This is a genomic window from Kouleothrix sp. 19917 (assembly GCF_057073505.1).
The window spans coordinates 462,525-480,844 of record NZ_CP097099.1 but is presented as its reverse complement, the minus strand read 5'-3'; the positions used below and the strand labels follow the sequence as shown (position 1 = coordinate 480,844).

Sequence of the window (18,320 nt, the reverse complement as noted above, 5' to 3'; positions counted from 1 at the left end):
TTGTTAGGGGCCGCCGTCGGCCCCTGACCGCGGGGCACGGGGTCGCGCAGACCCCGACAAACACTCTTTTCGCCACCATGCCCCCGTTGTGCCAAAAAGCTGGCAACGGACGAAGAAAGCATCGTTGGTTATAGAAGCGTTCAATCTAGCACGTACTACATCGCAAGATGCCAGCGCATCCCGCAACGGAGGCATGACCGTACTGCTCTTCATCTCTAGATCACGTTCTTTGAGGGGTTCGGGGCAACGCCCCGACGGTGGGGTTGTTAGGGGCCGCCGTCGGCCCCTGACCGCGGGGCACGGGGTCGCGCAGACCCCGACAAACACTCTTTTCGCCACCATGCCTCCGTTGTGCCAAAGGCTGGCAGCGTACATCGAACGCTGTATGGGCGAACCGTGTGTTCGCCCCAAGGCATGGCTATGGGTCAGCTTTCCGGCTGTACACCATACCGCCCGGCTTCGATGAGCAGCAAACGTTCCTGCACGCGCTCAGGGTCGTTGAAGCGCAAAATTGCGGCGGTCACCCGCCCTGCTGGAGTGAGCGGAAGAATGGAGCCATTCTCGATGCGAAAATGCGCCTCCCACGATTGGGTGCGTGGGTTGAAAAACGCTGTGAGTTGCCCGGTTTCGGGATCAAGCGAACCCAGGTCGGTGCCTTTGAAGCGGTTGCAGAATACACACGCCAGCGCAAGATTCTCGGCTGTCGTCGACCCGCCATGCTTTTCAGCAATGACATGATCGATGGCAAAAGCCAGAAAGCCGGCATCCTGGGGATAGTAGCAATACTCGCAGCAAGCAGCGGCCCGTTCGATCACGAACTGGCGAAGCGCTACGGGGATGTAGCTGGTCATGACGCGGCAAGGCGGCGATAGGCATTGGCTTTGGCAAGCCGCACCAGATGTTCGAGCAGCAGGTAGCGTTCGAGTTCGGCATGCTCGTGTGCGGTAAGCAAGCCCTCGCTGCTGCGTGCAAGCAGGTCGCTCGCGCGAGCTTGCAGCTCTGGGGATGGATGGAGCGCCAGTACCTGATCCGGAGTTGGCTGGCTGGCCAAGACCGCGACGATGGTCTGCTCGTCATGGGGCGCAGTGGTCGTTTCGGCAAGGATTTCGCGCAGACCGCGTTCCAGCGCTTCGGGCAAGCGCCCGGAAATCTGTTGGAGTTGACGCCCAAGGGTATCGGGAACTTGAATGGTCAGCTCAATCGTCATAGATCTCTCCTTGCGGGCAGCATTGAGTGATGGCGATATTGTACCATGCTGCGCGCTCGGCGGTAGGTGCCGAAAAGGACGTATTCGGCACTTGGTTTCAGCCAGGAAAATAAAAATGGACTTGTGTACTCAAATTACAGAGTTGCGCTAAAGTTGCAGATGATAAAGTAAATCCCCCTTGGTTTTCAGCAGGATCCCACCAGATTGCGATCGCAATTTGCACTCCACTCATATCGGCAACCTTGCTTAAAGCTTCTTCTTTTCCGCGCAAGGCTTCTAGAAGACATTCTGCAAGCTCCTGAACATCCATTCCTCCAAACTCCAATGCCCATAAACCCCAAGGTCGTTTCCGCTTAACATCGTGTTTGGAAGAAGCATCCCCTTTAGCAAATGAACGCGTTGGAGAAATTGCTAAAGTAGCCGTGACATCGTCGGGTACGAGTATATCTCCCGTGATGACAAGTTCGATTCGCGCGATATGTTGGTCGTGAGAGCTGTTCATGGCAAATAGTCCAATAAATTACCCAGGTACTCACCAGTATCAGCATCAACATAATCACCCGACTCCATTATTTTGCCGTGATGATTGTTTCCCAAACCGGTGTCTTTTTTCAGTGCCTCAAGAGCTCGTCCCCATTCACGTCTACTCAAATCCAGGTCATGGGCTTTGTTTAGAGCATTGGCAGTGTTGTTTTTAATAGAACTAAATTAAACTTCTGGCACGATCCCTGCGGGGATCAGAGAGGAGCCTGCAAGAGGCTCAGAATAAAGCCAGGAGAATTGGATGAAAATCCCGACAGAACTAACCGAGTTGCAATTTCAGACATACGTTGAAGCATATCTGTCAAAAGCAAAGCACGGCTTTGTGAGTGAACAACCGCTCTATCAAATATTCAATCACATTCTCTATAAACTCTATACTGGCTGCCCCTGGCCGGCATTACCGATCGAGAAAGGGCCAGATGGTCTACCCGTGATGTCCTTTCAAGTTCCCTCGTATCATTTCCGCAAATGGAGCAAGGATGGGAGCCTCCAGCGCCTCTTTGATGCAAGTATTCTTTCGGTCAAGGGCGAATTGAATTTATCTGAACTCAACCTCGATGGCAGCCACAGCGCTGCAAAAAAGGGGGCGAAGAAGTCGCCTATCAAGGTCGCAAGAAGGCCAAGACGAGCAACATCTTGCCGGTAACGGATGCGAATGGCTTGATTATTGCCACAACTGGGGTGATTGCCGGCAATCACAATGATAGTTATGAGCTTGTACAGAAGCTCAAGCAGGTATTCGACGACCTGAAACGCTGTGGTTTGAACTATCAGGGTGCGATCTTCAACATGGACAGTGGCTTTGACACACGCGCAGCGCGGAAGCTGTTATGGAATCGCGGCGTCAAACCCAACATTCCCGAAAACAAACGTAATCGCAAAACTGTGAAACGTGGACGAAAACGCTCTTTCAATCCTGAGGTGTATCAGCATCGCTTTGTGAGCGAGCGTACCTTCGCCTGGATTGACAAATTCAAGACGTTGTTAGTCCGCTTCGAGCGCAAAGCAGCCTATTGTCTGGGCTTTCACCATATTGCCTTCGCCCTGATTAATCTCCGCCGCCTTATCGCGGAAGTTTAATTTAGTTCATAGTGTTTCCACCCGTTTGAAGGGGTCGATCAATGCTTGAGTCTTCATCATATTCCTCTTCAGTCGAAGTATCTGACTTATAATAATTTCCCCAGTTGATCGGATGTTCGCGTGCATATCGAGTTGCCGAATCGATTGCGATATATGCAGCACCGCCAATTATAACTAAGGTTTTGCAGAAATAGGCGAAAGCTCAGGGTAAAGCCAAACGGAGCTTGATATCGGACAGAGTCATGCCTTGGTGCGATTGTTCGATGGCCCAAGCAAGCGTTTTGCCCAAGGTCTCGCGAGCGATGGTGCGACAGGACTCGCCAATGGTCATCAGGCGTGTGTGAGCCCATTCGAAGGCACGATCATGCTTCAATTGGCGCATCAGAGCCGTGTACGCCAGGACGACGAGGTGCATGTGCCTGGTCTGGCCCATCCCGTCCCTGAGCTGACACTCGCCCATGCCCAAATGCTGCTTCCCGTCCCGATGAAAGGTCTCCGTCCCTGTCCAGCGCTTTTTGTAGACCTTCAAAATGCGATGAGCTTCCCACTGGGTTCGGTTGCTGATCAGGATCTTGCGTGGCGTCGCAGCTTCTGCTTCTGACCACAACACCAGAATACGCACTGGGTGGTTGACATTGGGCAGACGAACGGACTTGGTGAAGTACCATTGCGTGTGACCGCCGACCGTAAACTTGGTGCGAACAAGCGGCGTGAGCGTTTTGACCCACTCAGTCACGCTGGTCTGCTTCCCGCTGACTACAATCACTCGGTTGGCTTTCAAATCACCGATGTAGCTGCGACCTTTGGCGTGGAGGGTGTTCATAATTGGCGCGTTGGTGAAGTAACTGTCGAAGGTGAAGTCGCCCGGTATGTCCTCAGCGACAACCCAATCGATCAGTTCCTTAGCGAGGTCGGTGTGATTCTTGAACGGGCGCTCGTCGTCGCACTGCTCGCGCTTGCGGAAGCGCCGGAAATCGAGCGGATAATGCTTCCCACTCGGGTTGACGTAGTTGGCAAACAGGTAATCGTGGGCGATCAGGTGGCGTTTGTCGGCATGGTCCCAGAAATAGCCGACATCCTCTATCAGTTTGCCGTCATGATCTATCAAAGTGTTATCGATCGCGATAACGCCGTCGTGACGATAGCGCGTTGCAGCGTCCTGTTGAAGCCATTCGAGCCGGTGCGCGTTGATGCGCTGGACATCCCAGGGCGCTTCAGTCAACCATCGATTGAGAGTGGATTGGTCGGGTGGGGCGGCAAACTCTCGCGTGATACCGCTCACGGTCTTGTGCTCCGCTACAAACAGCCCGGTCAGGTATTCGGCAAAGTGGCGGCGTGAAGGCTCATTTGGAAACAGGTCGGCGAACTGGACCAGCAGTTCCTCGACCACCTGTGGTATCGCGACAATTGCTGGCACCTGTGCCTCCCAACTGGTAGACCAACGCTCGCCTGATCATATGCTCAGAAGCTTGTTGCCGCAAATCTGCAAAAGTCCAGTTTGTATCAGATTACCTCTTCGGAAATATCAAAGACGCTGTAGCCCTTGCTAATCGTTCAGGTGGCAAGACCATGATTTTCGGCATGCTCGATGCAATCATGGCATTTCTTGCAGACGAAACGGAAATAGCTACAGTCGGAGCTATCCAGTTCCAAGCACAAAAAGCATACGACTACTTCAAGGGGTTTTCAGAACGACAGCCATTTATATCCAATATAGACCGCTTTACAATGAAGCAAACCGATTGTGTCAACAACTCATCGGTTCAGGTTCTTGTGGGTACTATGAGTGGTGTGAATTCACCTCATCCACAACTTCTCTTTTTAGACGAAATAGACCTCATGCAATGGCAGGTGCTTCAACAAGCTCTCTCAATGCCTCAGAGTAAGCACGGGGTAGAAGCTAAAACAGTTCTTACATCAACCCGCAAGTTTGGCGCAGGCCCTATGCAGCGCATTTTAGATGAGGCAAACACACGAGAAATCAAAACCTATCAGTGGTGTATCTGGGAAGTCATAGAAAAGCTACCCGAGGAAAAGGATAAACATCAACGCGTCCTTGATGTTTTCGGTTCAGCACTACCCCGAAATGTCCAAAAGGCAAACGGCTATTACACTTGGAGTGATGCAATCCAAAAGTACAAATCGCTTGATAGCGAAACCTGGGAAACAGAATGGTTGTGTTTACGCCCAGGTAAAGAAGGGCTTATTTATGGTACTTCTTATTCAGATGACAATAACCTACTATATGGTTGGTCCCCAGATCCGTCTGCTTTGGGCGGTGTCTACTTGTTCGAGGACTTTGGGTATGGCGATGACCATCCAGATGCTGTCCTGTTCGTGTGGATACCGCCTCAAGCAGATAGATTGGTTATCTTTGACGAGCTGTATATGACAAAATACGGCACTGATGATATTTGGAATTCCATAGTTGGCAAACTTCAGGAATACAACCTCACAGTATCAGAGCTCAAAGGTTGGGCATGCGATTACCACGGTCTCACAGAAATACACGATAGAACCATACGAGGTGCACCAATACTTCCCAAAAATGAAGATAGTGATTTGTATACCGTTGATAATGGAATCAAGTTAGTCAAAAAGTTTCTTCAATCTGGTAGGCTCATGCTTGCCGATAAATGCGTAAATTTCAGATGGGAACTACAAGCATACAAATGGAAGAAAAATGCAGACGGTACATACTCAAAATTACCAGAGAAGAAAAACGACCATGGCTCAGATGCTACCCACTACGGACTTGCAGCACTCTATGCTATGCTTTTCACCAATGCTTTCGGAGATAAAAAGTCAGACCCAGAGAAGCACTCCCAAGTAGAGGAACGGAGAAAGACCCAAGATAAACCTGTTTTCTCGGGTATGACTAACTCTAATGACTGGAGATAAATATAATTAAAAATGATATGATTGCTATATGCCAAGCGGTACAAAACCTAACCTCAAAGAATTAGGAAGGACAAATCAAGAAAGATACAGCGGTTACGTTTCCAGTAGAGACTACAATAGCAATCTAACCGGAATCAAAAGAATCAGACAGTATGACCTTATGCGCTTAGGTGATGCAACTGTGAACGCAACATCACTAGCAATAAAACTACCTCTTCTCTCTGCTCGATGGGATATTAAACCGGCCTCAGAATCTCGCCTTGATACCCAAGTCGCCGAAGCGATAGAAAAAGAACTTTTTGACAACGGTACAAAGACCTGGCAGCAAATGCTTAGCGATGTGCTTCTGTACCTCGACTACGGAGTTATGCCCTTCGAGCTTGTCTACGAGTACCGCAAGGAACAGAGTTTCATAGGACTGCGTAAGCTTGCCCCACGTTGGCCAGACACCATCTACGAATGGCAAACCGCCGACGGAAAAGATGGAGTGACCCAAGTCTCAGGCTTTGAAAAATTCTCAATTCCTATTGAGAAGATGGCTATATTTGTAAACCAAAAAGAAGGCGACAATTGGGAAGGTGTCAGTATCTACCGTTCAGCTTACAAACACTGGTACATGAAAGACAAGCTATATCTTGTCGAAGCCATAGCGGTAGAACGCCAAGGTATTGGTGTTCCTTATGCCAAACCTACTGGTCCCTCAAACTCAGTAGATACAGATGCAACTGAGGAAATACTTCAAAATATGCGTGCCAATGAGAAAGCCTATGTGATTATGCCCTATGGTACTGAAATAGGTTTCCTCGACATGAAGTCAGGCACGACCAAAAGCCCGAAAGAAATCATCGAGCACCACGATAGACAAATAGCCAAAAACGTACTTGCTCAGTTTCTCAATCTTGGTGCAACATCAACAGGAAGCTTTGCACTTTCCAAGGACCAGAGCGCACTTTTCATTCTTTCGCTGGAATCAGTAGCCCGCTATGTGTGCGATACCTTCAACCGCTATGTTATTAAAAAGCTTGTCGATTACAACTACACCGTTGATGCATACCCAGAATTGGTATACGACAAAATAGGCTCGATTGACCTTGCAGCGTTTTCGGAATCACTCACTAAAGTTGTTACCGCTGGACTGGTCGCGGTTGACGATACCCTTAAACGGCACGTCAGAGATGTTATGGATTTGCCCGAAGAGGTAGGGGATAATCTTGCAGACCCAACAATGGCAGACGACATACTCAATGACCTAAATAGCGAAATGGCCGACTTATCAGGTGAAGGCGAACCAGAACAGCCAGGCGAAGAGCTTTTACAAAAAGCCAGTGAAGCAGGCATTGATATAACCTTGTACGGTGGTGTGCTCGGCCAGCCACTATCAGAGGAAACAAAGCGCAAAATCTCAGAAGCACTTAAAAAACTCCACGGGGGTAAAACAACAGGCAAAGCTAAAAAGAAGAAAGACCCCAAAATTGCAAGCCGCCAAAAGGAAATCGCAGCACTACAAGGGGAAGTCAGAGCCTTCAGCGCTCAGGTAAGACGCGAGATGTTAGAGCTTCGAGCTAAGGGTATAAAGCTTTCTCCAGAAGACCAAGCGAAAAAGCAACTAGAAATCATGGACAAGAAGGAAGTTCTAGCAAGCAAAATCAGAAAGCTTAAAGAGGAAATATCACAAATTAAAGACAACGCACAAAGTCAACAGCCAGAACAGCCGGTCAAAAAAGCATCTATTCTCTCAGGTGCTATTCAAAGGCTCAACCGACTGATTGACCGTCATGAAAACACTAATTGATATCGCCTACGAAGCATCCACAATCTACGCCTCAGCACTGCCAGGTGAAGAGTTCCACAAAGACTACCGTAAGGAAAAGAGCATATTTAGGAATGTTGTCAGAACTGATACAGAACTTGAAAACCAGCTCACCAGTTACTTCAAGGACTTCGCTTCACGTATCGAACAGTATATCGATTGGAACGCATATCAAGGGGAAGCACTAACCGCCTCAATTAAAGACTTCATCTTAGCCAATTGGGACGAAGAGGCCCTTAATCTCAGGGTTATTCTGACCGGTACACTGGTATTTGCCATTACCGCAGGCGGTAATCTTCTTGAAAAAGAAACAGGTATTGATATTGGTTGGAGTTCGAAAGAGCATCCAGCCATAGAGTTTCTGAATAAATACACGGTGAAACTGGCCAAGCAACTCACTGATACTACCGAGAAACGCATACGCCAATCTTTAGCACTTTCAATACAAAACGGAGAAAGCCAAACACAGGCAGTAAGTAGGTTGGCAAGTGTTATAGACGACCCAAAGCGTGCAGCCCGTATTGCACACACTGAAACAGTCAGAGCCTTCAGCGCTGGAAGAATGGAAGTAGCTCGCCAGATCGGGGCTACACACAAGATGTGGGATGCTACGGTAGGGCCCTGTCCACTATGTCAGGCATTGGACAACAAAGTCGTTTCCCTCGACGAGCTTTTTGATGGTGAATACGATGCACCACCCAGACATCCTAATTGTCGTTGCCTTGTAAAAATCTTCATGCCAGGTGAGATACAAGCTTCAGAGATCCTACACGGCGGATGGGTTACGCTCAGAAGTGGGAAAAGAATATTTATCGGACCTGCAAATGGAAGCTGGAAAGCGGCCGGAACACGTACAGAAGCAGAAGAATTCTCAAAAAACTCAGTTATTACTCAGGATGTCTTCCACGGCACTAAAGGAGCGGATGTATCAAGCATCAAAGAGTACGGCTTTAGAACGGGTTGGGGCAAGGCAGGGAAAGGGTCATACTTTACAGATGACCTCACAGTCGCTAACAGTTACGCAAGGAATCAGAAAGACCCGCATACTCTAACAGTCAAAATCAATATCACCAATCCTAAGATAACCAGTTCGAGGGAAATGATTGCAGAATCAGAGCGGGGCTATGGACTGATAAGGAAAGACTTTGGCAGATATATTAAGGATATACAAGCAAATCACGATTCGATAATATTGCAGGAAGGAGGCCACACCGAATACGTTGTGTTCAAGCGTAGTCAGGTAATGGTGGTAGAACAATGACACTAGAACATTTTATAGAACTTATGGGATTGCAAGACAATGTACCGCTTGCTAAGATTATGTATCAAGTATTTACCAGTTCAGGACTCTCATTTGACGACTGGTACAACAACTAAATATGGACATTTTAAACGGTCAGGAGTTTCAAACCCTCTCAAATATTCAGGCAGATGACAGCGGAAAACTTCCGTCAGAAATCCAAGTACTGCCTCTCGGAACATGGAATACAAAATCATATGGCAAGATATCAGTAACCAAAGACCATATCACAGAAATTATCAGCAACTTCACAGCGAATGTTCGGCGCGCAGTTCCTATAGACGTAGACCACGACAAAGGAAAAGCAGCAGGCTGGATTAACAGTCTCATTGAAAAGCTCGACGGACTCTATGCAAATGTCGAATGGACAAAGTATGGTGAAAAGCTTCTTAAAAATAAAGAGTATCGGTTATTTAGTCCAGAGTGGAGTTTTAATTACCATGACCCAGAACATGGAACCACCCATGGCGCAGTACTTATTGCCGGTTCACTTACTAATAGACCTCTTTTTAAAGAACTTCCGGTACTAGTTGCAAGTGAAAGTACCGATACCCACTTGACAGAGCCTAATAGCGTCATGATATTATTAGCAAATACCACTAATATGGATTTGCAAACACTACTTTCCAAAACCCCCTCAGAATTAACGACCGAGGAAATCGAATTCGTTAAATCCCATCAAGAAGAACTTTCTACTGAAGACAAAGAAAAATTTGCTGAAGTGTTAAATCCTACACCAGAACCAGCACCAGAATCTAAGCCAGAACCTACACCGGAACCTGAGCCAACACCAGAACCAGAAAACAAAGACGAAGTACAAGTTGAAGCTTCTGAACTTTCCCGATTAAAAGAAATCGAGGAAAAGTATCTTGTTGCTCAAGAAGAGCTTAAAAAATCAGCAGTAGAGAAAGAAATCACTGATACATTTATGGCAAGTGATAATCTTAGAGTGTTACCAAAACAAAAAGAAGCACTCGTTGACTTTGTTATGACTTGTTCAGATGAACAAAAAGATAAACTTTTTGCTATCTTAAATGAATTGCCAGTACAAAATGTTGAGGCAGAGGACGGTACAGACAAAAGATCCCTATTGACAGCCCGTGAACAAGTTGAGAAAATTATAGAAGATTACAAAGCAGCAGACGGTACAATTACTGAGACACAAGCACAGGATAAGGTACAACGAGAACATAAAGAACTTTGGAATCAATATAAAGAAGAATTAAATAACTAACATGGCAGTATCAAACTCACCACGATCATTAAATCTTTCGGCAGCAGCCGACCTATCCACTAAGCAATATTACTTGGTAAAACAAACATCTGATACTGCATGCAATCTTTCTTCCGCAGCAACTGACAAAGTATTAGGCTCCCTCCAAAACAAACCACGTTCAGGAGAGACAGCAGAAATCGCAGTCGAAGGAAATTTCAAAGTAATCCTTGGTGGAACTGTAGCAGTTGGAGCACCATTAGTTTCTGACTCAAACGGCAAAGCTGTTTCGGCAACTCAGGCAACCGCAGGAGCACAACCAGGCTCATGGGTATTTGCTGTTGCTCGACAAGCAGGAGTATCAGGAGACATTATAGAAGTAGAAGGGGCAAAGATTATTTACTAATTTTTAATATTATATGGCACAAGCAGTTGATTACGTAATAGATCCACTTTTAACACGAATTGCAAAGAGCTGGTCAAACGAAAGCTTCATTGCAGATCAAGTATTTCCACGACTCAATGTTGATAGTGAAAACGGTAAGTACTATGTTTTAGATAGTGCAAAAACTGGATTTACTATCGAAAAAGACCTCCGATCAGGTATTACACGAGCAAACAGAGTAGATTACAATTTAACTCTCGCACCTTATGGACCACTCCTCGAACACTCTCTTGAGCAAGGTATCACTGACGATGAGAAAAGAACACTTGGCGAAGATCGAGCAAGAAGAAGTGCAACGAACAACGTAATGACAAAAATCATGTTAAACCATGAAAAGATGGTTGCTGATACTGTCAGAAATACTTCCATAATCACACAGAACGTAACTCTTTCAGGCTCAGGCCAATTTAGCGACTATACATCAGATCCATTTTCGACTATCCAAACGGCACTTGATACCATTGATGCAACTGGTATCTCCGGAGAGAAAATTAAGATGTTTATGGGTTATCAAGTATGGACAAAACTTCGCAATCACACAGCACTCATTAACAGACTTGGGAACGCAAGTACAAGAACACCATTAACAACCGCTCAATTAGCATCTCTCTTTGATGTCGATGAAGTAATTGTAGGTCGAGCAAAATACAATACTGCTAAAGAAGGCCAAACACCATCACTCTCTTATGTATGGGGCAAAGATATCTTTATCGGTCAGTATCCAACGAACTCAGAAATTGACCAAATCGCACCAGGATACACGTTACAGCTTGCACCAGAAGGACAAAGCGCACGCTTTGTTGATCGATGGGATGAGAGAGCAAAGAAATCTGAATTCGTTCGAGGCAACGATTTCTTCCAACCATTTACTGTAGCAACAGAAGCAGGATACTTGATTAAAAATGCAGTTGCTTGATTATGAAATACGTTGTTCTTTCACCAGTTGAACATGATGGCAAACGTTACGAAGCAGGCGAAGCTCTTCCAGAGATGAATGAAAAGCAATTACAAGCTTTAATTGATGCTGGTGTTCTGGAAACGAAAGACGGCAAAGATGTCCCTTCCAAAGAGGAAAAAGAAACACCAAAAGAAGTATTAGAGGCTGAGAAGCCAAAGCCTAATGCTTCCAAAACGGTTCTTTTGGATTATGCAAAAGCAAATGAGTTTGAAGTAGATAAGACGTTAAGTCGCGACGAGATATTTAGACTTCTTCAAGAAAACCACCTAGCATAACGGTACACAACTATTCTATAATAGGTACATGGACAATAGATTACGCATTGTACGAGGTGATACGGTCCCCTTTAACCTAACTATTACTGATACTGATGATTTACCCGTTAATATAACTGGCTTCACTCTTTTCTTCACAGTCAAAGAGGACATTGCAGACGATGATGCAAACGCAGTTGTCTCTATTTCTCAGCCCTCACACACTGACCCCACCAATGGCCTCACAAGTTTAGTTGTACCGTCAGCCACCACCGAACTACTCTCCGCAGGAGAATACTATTGGGATTTACAACTGGACTTTTGCAGATTTGCGGCAACAAGCTTCTGAGCATATGATCAGGCGAGCGTTGGTCTACCAGTTGGGAGGCACAGGTGCCAGCAATTGTCGCGATACCACAGGTGGTCGAGGAACTGCTGGTCCAGTTCGCCGACCTGTTTCCAAATGAGCCTTCACGCCGCCACTTTGCCGAATACCTGACCGGGCTGTTTGTAGCGGAGCACAAGACCGTGAGCGGTATCACGCGAGAGTTTGCCGCCCCACCCGACCAATCCACTCTCAATCGATGGTTGACTGAAGCGCCCTGGGATGTCCAGCGCATCAACGCGCACCGGCTCGAATGGCTTCAACAGGACGCTGCAACGCGCTATCGTCACGACGGCGTTATCGCGATCGATAACACTTTGATAGATCATGACGGCAAACTGATAGAGGATGTCGGCTATTTCTGGGACCATGCCGACAAACGCCACCTGATCGCCCACGATTACCTGTTTGCCAACTACGTCAACCCGAGTGGGAAGCATTATCCGCTCGATTTCCGGCGCTTCCGCAAGCGCGAGCAGTGCGACGACGAGCGCCCGTTCAAGAATCACACCGACCTCGCTAAGGAACTGATCGATTGGGTTGTCGCTGAGGACATACCGGGCGACTTCACCTTCGACAGTTACTTCACCAACGCGCCAATTATGAACACCCTCCACGCCAAAGGTCGCAGCTACATCGGTGATTTGAAAGCCAACTCGAGTGATTGTAGTCAGCGGGAAGCAGACCAGCGTGACTGAGTGGGTCAAAACGCTCACGCCGCTTGTTCGCACCAAGTTTACGGTCGGCGGTCACACGCAATGGTAGCTTCACCAAGTCCGTTCGTCTGCCCAATGTCAACCACCCAGTGCGTATTCTGGTGTTGTGGTCAGAAGCAGAAGCTGCGACGCCACGCAAGATCCTGATCAGCAACCGAACCCAGTGGGAAGCTCATCGCATTTTGAAGGTCTACAAAAAGCGCTGGACAGGGACGGAGACCTTTCATCGGGACGGGAAGCAGCATTTGGGCATGGGCGAGTGTCAGCTCAGGGACGGGATGGGCCAGACCAGGCACATGCACCTCGTCGTCCTGGCGTACACGGCTCTGATGCGCCAATTGAAGCATGATCGTGCCTTCGAATGGGCTCACACACGCCTGATGACCATTGGCGAGTCCTGTCGCACCATCGCTCGCGAGACCTTGGGCAAAACGCTTGCTTGGGCCATCGAACAATCGCACCAAGGCATGACTCTGTCCGATATCAAGCTCCGTTTGGCTTTACCCTGAGCTTTCGCCTATTTCTGCAAAACCTTAGTTACAAATTAAGTACGCAGATGGCTCTATTCAATCCTCATATCCGGGGGTATTGACCGTTGTAGCCGATGTTACACAACGCACATCATGACAGAACTAACTATTCGCTTTCCAGAGAATGATTTGCAGGTTCGACTAGGGCCAGGTGGACCAGTTGGAGCAACGGGACCCACAGGAGCTACAGGACCTACTGGGCCAATTGGAGCAACGGGTAATACTGGACCTACAGGGCCAACTGGTTCAACAGGCCCCACAGGAGCCATAGGGCCACAAGGAGTAACAGGAAACATTGGACCTACAGGCAACACCGGTCCTACAGGTCCAGTTGGTTCGACGGGCCCAGTCGGTGTTACTGGTCCTATAGGACCAACAGGAGTAACGGGTCCAACGGGACCCACAGGAGCTACAGGACCTACTGGAGCCCCGGGAGGAAGTACCACCCAAGTTCAATATAACAACGCCGGCGTTCTAGCAGGAAGCTCAAACTTTGTATTCAACAACCCCACAAGCCCTTCGATGTCAGCAGGAAGAGTTCTTCAGCTCAAAAATCAGCCCGTTGTTACAGATGGTTTAAGCTACACAGTAAGCAACCATTCCTTTGAAATAGTAGTAGATAAAACCCAGACATCAGGAACAATTACGCAAAACTCTCGTGGACTTTCCATTGATAACAACGGTGATGGTGGAGATTCTATTAACATAGCTCACGGTGCTGCCAACGGAAATGGTATCGAAATAAATATGGAAGTTAGCGGAGGAAGCGGCAAAAGAGGACTCCACGTTTATTCAAATGCAGCTCAAACAAACTCAGAGCTTGTACTTTTGGAGCAGCTTTCGACAAGCACAACACGAGCAGTCTTGAAAACGATAAACAACGGTACAGGTGAAGGTGTCAGCATTGACCAAAATGGAAACTCCAGAGGCATATATGTTGACCACGACGATACTGGCACAACCGCGTCAGTCGAAATAGATCGAGATGGAAACAATACCTCCCAGATAAAAGGTCTTCTTGTTGATACAGATAACACAAATACAGGCGGAGCCATTGGTATTGATATATCAAACGTGACGGCGACCGGAGGAAGCGTTATCGGTTTGCGTATCGCAGCCCCATCGGGCGGTACTAATAACTATGCTCTTCAACTCTCGGATACAGGCGGTACATTGGCAGGAGGTATTACGTTTGGGACAGACACAAATCTCTATCGAAGCGCTGCAAATGTTCTCAAGACAGACGACGCGCTTATTGTTGTAGGAGACACGACTGTACCGAGATTGATAATCCAGGAAGGTACAGCCCCATCAGCAACGTCAGGATATGGAAAGTTTTATATCAAATCATCCGATAGCAAACCATACTACAAAGATGGGGCAGGAACAGAATATGATCTTCTAGCGGGAGGAGCAACGGGAGCTACTGGACCTACAGGGCCATCGGGCGCAACCGGAGCTACCGGACCAATTGGAGTGACGGGAGCTACCGGCCCCATAGGCATAGCAGGTGCAACTGGAGCGACTGGTGCAGTAGGTGCAACAGGAGCTACAGGTCCAACTGGACCTACTGGGCTAGGCTCAGCATCATTGCTTGTAGCAGCCTCAAATGCTCCAGCAACAGTTATTGCTCGTGCTGATTATGTTTGTGACGGTACAGACGACCATGTTCAAATCCTAGCAGCTCTCGCAGTTAGTAAGTACGTGATTTTGAGTGAAGGTACCTTTTCTGTTACTGCTTCCATCGAACTTTCAGACAATATGACTCTTATGGGTTCAGGTAAAAACGCAACAATTATCAAGCTTGCCAATGGCGCAAATGTAAATGTTCTCAGGAGTCCAGCTTCGGCGACAGGTAATATCTACTTTGTAAACATAAAAGACCTATGTATAGATGGAAACAAAGCAAACAACAGTTCAGGACGCGGTATTTACATGAAATATTCACATACCTGGCTTGTTGACAACGTATTTGTCAAAGATACAGCCGAGCATGGCATTGATGTAGTCGCTACTGGAACATCGAATATCGCCCTAAACAACTGGTTCCGTAATTGTAGAGTTCAAGATACAGCGTCAGGACAATTTAATCTTGTTTTTGGTGCATATGCGCCAAATAATCACGTCTTAAATTGTATATTCGGCTCCTCGACAAGCGAAGCAGCTGTTGGTCTAGGTAACGACGAAACTACATTCATGGGCTGTCACATATCAGGTGGTGGAACTAATGACCTCAAGATTACAGGAGCAAACAATATTGTTATAGGAAACTACTTTGAAGCAGCAGCAGCCGACGGGGTAAAGATTGAAGGGAATGGAAATCGATTTGAAGGAAATGTAGTATTCAATGCCGGTTTTGGTGGAGGAGCAGGTACATTTGCAGGTGTCAGAATATCAGGAGACAAGAACTCAGTTATTGGAAATCGAGTGTTTGATCGACAAGCAACCAAAACTCAAGACTTGGGCATAATCTTGGACGCTGGAGCAGAAGACAACATTATTGATGGTAATCACGTATTTGCTTCAGAACACGTCACGGGTTCTATCCTCGATCAATCAGGTAATACGACCAATCAAATACTAAACAACGCAGACTACAGTGACCCTTTAATAGCGATTGATAAGTTACGAGGAACAAATTACACTTCAATCTATAACGGTGGCTCTAGCTCACTTCCTTGGTACACAGAGACAGGGCAAATCTCCTACGACGTGACAGACATAGCAGCGGCAGGTATGCACTTATACCGCATATATGCAGACGAGAATAACCAATCTTCTCACTTATCAGCTTTGGACACACTCCTTGCAAACGACCCACAAGCTAAGGTCATGCTTAATCGTTTCATCACTTACGGTACCGACTATTCTGTTGCTACAGGAAGTGCCAACAGAACAGCAGCAATTGCTAAGTTCACTGGCATGATTACCAATTTGAAAGACCATGATTCGGTTGTCGGGTTTATGTTTGGAAATGAGAACAACTACAACCTCGGCTCGACCTCTTTAACAGACTGGTTCACTCTTGTAGAGGAAGCTATCGTTGCAGGAAAAGCTATAGCTCCAGACAAGATATTTACTTCAGCACACGGCGAGGTTTCAACAATTGCAACGTATGGACACCTTGTGCCAAGCATTGATATTTGGGGTGTCAATATCTACCGAGGAAATGCCTTTGACAATCTTGAACGTGACATGAAGGCGGCAACAGACAAGCCGTTCTTGATTACTGAATGGGGAAGCTCCAGAAGCGACAACACCAGTACCTCTCTTGCTACACAGGCAGTAAACAACATCGCAATGGTCGCCCAGCTTGAAAGTATGTATCCAACAGTCAGGGCGTGGATGCACTTTAAGTTCACAGACTACGCAACCACAGGAACGCTCTATGGAACAACCGCAGTACGTTCAATGGGTTCCTACGGCTCACGCACGAAGTATGATTCCTATACCGCCATGGCTGACTACAACAATACCTACGGATATGGTGGTGGAAACCAAGCAGAGATGAAAACAGACTTAACCGTGGGAGCTTATAAAATTATTCAAAATAATTCTGGTATTTTTGGGAGTGGAACCAATGCACAGAATGGAATATTTGGCGCTGATACTTACCTAAATGGTGCATACATCAAAGCGACAGGCAAGACATACGGCTCAACCCCAGGCAAAGGTTCTATTGAAGCAATCATAGGCCAAGATACGACAAGTGGTTTGACATCAAAGTTAAAGATAACATCTCAAAACTTCTCAGGTTCATTTACCGATAGAATGATAATGGAAGGCTCAACAGGCATTACGACCTTCTACCGTTCAATAGTCGTGAACGAAGATGGTGCTGCGGTTGATACTCGTTTTGAAGGCGACAACGACGCGAACCTTCTTTATCTTGATGGCACAAATGATCGTGTCATTGTGGGAGCAGCAACAGGCTCAGCAAAATTTCATGTTGTAGGGGGTGGCTCTACAGTGCCAACTCTTAGCACTGGAACAATAGGGCTTTTTGAAAGAAACGGCTCAACAGGCAATGCTTCAATCGTTGCCATATTAGGTGGAAACGCTGGATTCTCTGTTATTCATCTTGGAGACACAGACGATATAGATGTCGGCCAAATTGGCTATAACCACAGTACGGATTTTATGTCTTTTACGGCTGGAACTGTAGAAAGAATGGCGCTCGGTTCCACAATAGTAATAAACGACCCAGGTGCAGATGTTGACACCCGCATTGAGGGCGACACAGATGCTAATCTAGTATACGTTGATGCAGGAGCCGACAGGGTGGGAATTGGGACCAGTACGCCATCTACAAAGTTTCATGTAATAGGAAACTTGCAGGTCAGCGATTCCACGACACCGGGTAAAGAGTACCGCTTTAGGACATCAGGGGGAGCATTGGACCTTGAAGCAGCAGGGCAACCCATTTATTTATCAGTCTGGTCCACCGCAGGATTTGGTGGCACACAACGAAACTATATGAAGCTAGAAAGTGGTTCTCATGTTCTTGGCGCATACGGTGAATGGAATTTTAGAAGGGGCAACACTGTAGATAGCGGAAATGAAATAATCAAGATAAGAGGCGAAGGTTCAGACGGTGAGGACTTTGTGGTAATTAATGATGATGGAGGTAATCAAGATTTTAGAATTGAGGGCGACACAGATGCCAACCTTTTTTTCTTAGACGCTTCAGCCGATAAAGTAGGTATTGGAACAAACTCACCAGCAGGAAGCAAATTAGACATAAACGATAGCTCGATTCGGATAAGAACAGCTAAAACACCAGCTTCAGCGACAGATACGGGAACACAAGGACAAATTGCATGGGATTCGAACTATATATATATTTGTACTGCCACCAATACATGGAAACGTGCATCTATAGCAACTTGGTAAAAAATTTGTTATACTTCACAAAATGACATCCGATAAATATCAGAAAAAAGTTCCCGCTCAGCCTCAATCGCCCGCGATATCCCCA

The 18,320-nt window shown here is 46.9% G+C and carries 14 protein-coding genes and 1 pseudogene; 11 read left to right on the top strand and 4 right to left on the bottom strand.

The genetic code is table 11. The features are described from left to right. Window positions 1–425: 425 nt before the first annotated feature. The 3 genes from M1P90_RS01975 to M1P90_RS01965 form a co-directional block, all read right to left on the bottom strand. On the bottom strand, window positions 426–851 hold the full coding sequence (locus tag M1P90_RS01975) for an HNH endonuclease (protein ID WP_483700977.1): 426 nt from the start codon (window positions 849–851) through the stop codon (window positions 426–428). Beyond that, window positions 848–1,207, bottom strand: a complete 360-nt coding sequence (locus M1P90_RS01970) for a hypothetical protein (protein WP_483700976.1) — start codon at window positions 1,205–1,207, stop codon at window positions 848–850. The genes M1P90_RS01975 and M1P90_RS01970 overlap by 4 nt, the downstream gene beginning before the upstream one ends. A 97-nt stretch (window positions 1,208–1,304) precedes the next feature. Further along, window positions 1,305–1,709, bottom strand: a complete 405-nt coding sequence (locus M1P90_RS01965; protein ID WP_483700975.1) for a DUF4279 domain-containing protein — start codon at window positions 1,707–1,709, stop codon at window positions 1,305–1,307. A gap of 282 nt (window positions 1,710–1,991) precedes the next feature. Between M1P90_RS01965 and M1P90_RS01960 the strand changes: the two genes are divergently transcribed. Together M1P90_RS01960 and M1P90_RS01955 are read left to right on the top strand one after the other, a co-directional pair. Further along, window positions 1,992–2,396, top strand: coding sequence for a transposase (locus tag M1P90_RS01960; protein WP_483700974.1), 405 nt, complete (start codon window positions 1,992–1,994; stop codon window positions 2,394–2,396). Beyond that, on the top strand, window positions 2,387–2,830 hold the full coding sequence (locus M1P90_RS01955; protein ID WP_483700973.1) for a transposase: 444 nt from the start codon (window positions 2,387–2,389) through the stop codon (window positions 2,828–2,830). Before M1P90_RS01960 ends, M1P90_RS01955 begins: the two co-directional genes overlap by 10 nt. 202 nt (window positions 2,831–3,032) lie before the next feature. Here M1P90_RS01955 and M1P90_RS01950 read toward each other — a convergent pair whose 3' ends face one another. Next, the gene (locus tag M1P90_RS01950) at window positions 3,033–4,247 is read right to left on the bottom strand and encodes an IS701 family transposase (RefSeq protein WP_483696970.1); all 1,215 of its coding nucleotides are present in this window, start codon (window positions 4,245–4,247) and stop codon (window positions 3,033–3,035) included. Between the two features lie 152 nt (window positions 4,248–4,399). Here M1P90_RS01950 and M1P90_RS01945 point away from each other — a divergent pair, with 152 nt between their 5' ends. The 9 genes and pseudogenes from M1P90_RS01945 to M1P90_RS01905 all read left to right on the top strand — a co-directional run bounded on the left by M1P90_RS01945 (window position 4,400) and on the right by M1P90_RS01905 (window position 18,235). After that, window positions 4,400–5,731 (top strand): hypothetical protein, encoded by a 1,332-nt coding sequence (locus M1P90_RS01945; RefSeq protein ID WP_483700972.1) that lies wholly within the window; start codon window positions 4,400–4,402, stop codon window positions 5,729–5,731. A 28-nt stretch (window positions 5,732–5,759) separates the two neighbouring features. Continuing rightward, window positions 5,760–7,523, top strand: a complete 1,764-nt coding sequence (locus tag M1P90_RS01940) for a phage portal protein family protein (protein ID WP_483700971.1) — start codon at window positions 5,760–5,762, stop codon at window positions 7,521–7,523. Then, window positions 7,507–8,802, top strand: coding sequence for a phage minor head protein (locus tag M1P90_RS01935; protein ID WP_483700970.1), 1,296 nt, complete (start codon window positions 7,507–7,509; stop codon window positions 8,800–8,802). Before M1P90_RS01940 ends, M1P90_RS01935 begins: the two co-directional genes overlap by 17 nt. A 118-nt stretch (window positions 8,803–8,920) precedes the next feature. Next, window positions 8,921–10,075, top strand: coding sequence for a phage protease (locus M1P90_RS01930; protein WP_483700969.1), 1,155 nt, complete (start codon window positions 8,921–8,923; stop codon window positions 10,073–10,075). A 1-nt stretch (window position 10,076) separates the two neighbouring features. After that, window positions 10,077–10,460 (top strand): capsid cement protein, encoded by a 384-nt coding sequence (locus M1P90_RS01925; RefSeq protein ID WP_483700968.1) that lies wholly within the window; start codon window positions 10,077–10,079, stop codon window positions 10,458–10,460. A gap of 13 nt (window positions 10,461–10,473) precedes the next feature. Continuing rightward, window positions 10,474–11,415 carry a hypothetical protein gene (locus tag M1P90_RS01920; protein WP_483700967.1) on the top strand — a complete coding sequence of 314 codons (942 nt, stop codon included), beginning with the start codon at window positions 10,474–10,476 and terminating at the stop codon, window positions 11,413–11,415. 2 nt (window positions 11,416–11,417) lie between these two features. Further along, window positions 11,418–11,732: a DUF7210 family protein gene (locus M1P90_RS01915; RefSeq protein WP_483700966.1), complete on the top strand. Its 315-nt coding sequence runs from the start codon at window positions 11,418–11,420 to the stop codon at window positions 11,730–11,732. 372 nt (window positions 11,733–12,104) lie between these two features. Beyond that, window positions 12,105–13,321 (top strand): annotated as a pseudogene (locus M1P90_RS01910) (IS701 family transposase). A gap of 114 nt (window positions 13,322–13,435) precedes the next feature. Further along, a complete protein-coding gene (locus M1P90_RS01905; protein WP_483700965.1) occupies window positions 13,436–18,235 on the top strand; it encodes a hypothetical protein in 4,800 nt (1,599 codons plus the stop codon). Window positions 18,236–18,320: the final 85 nt, after the last annotated feature.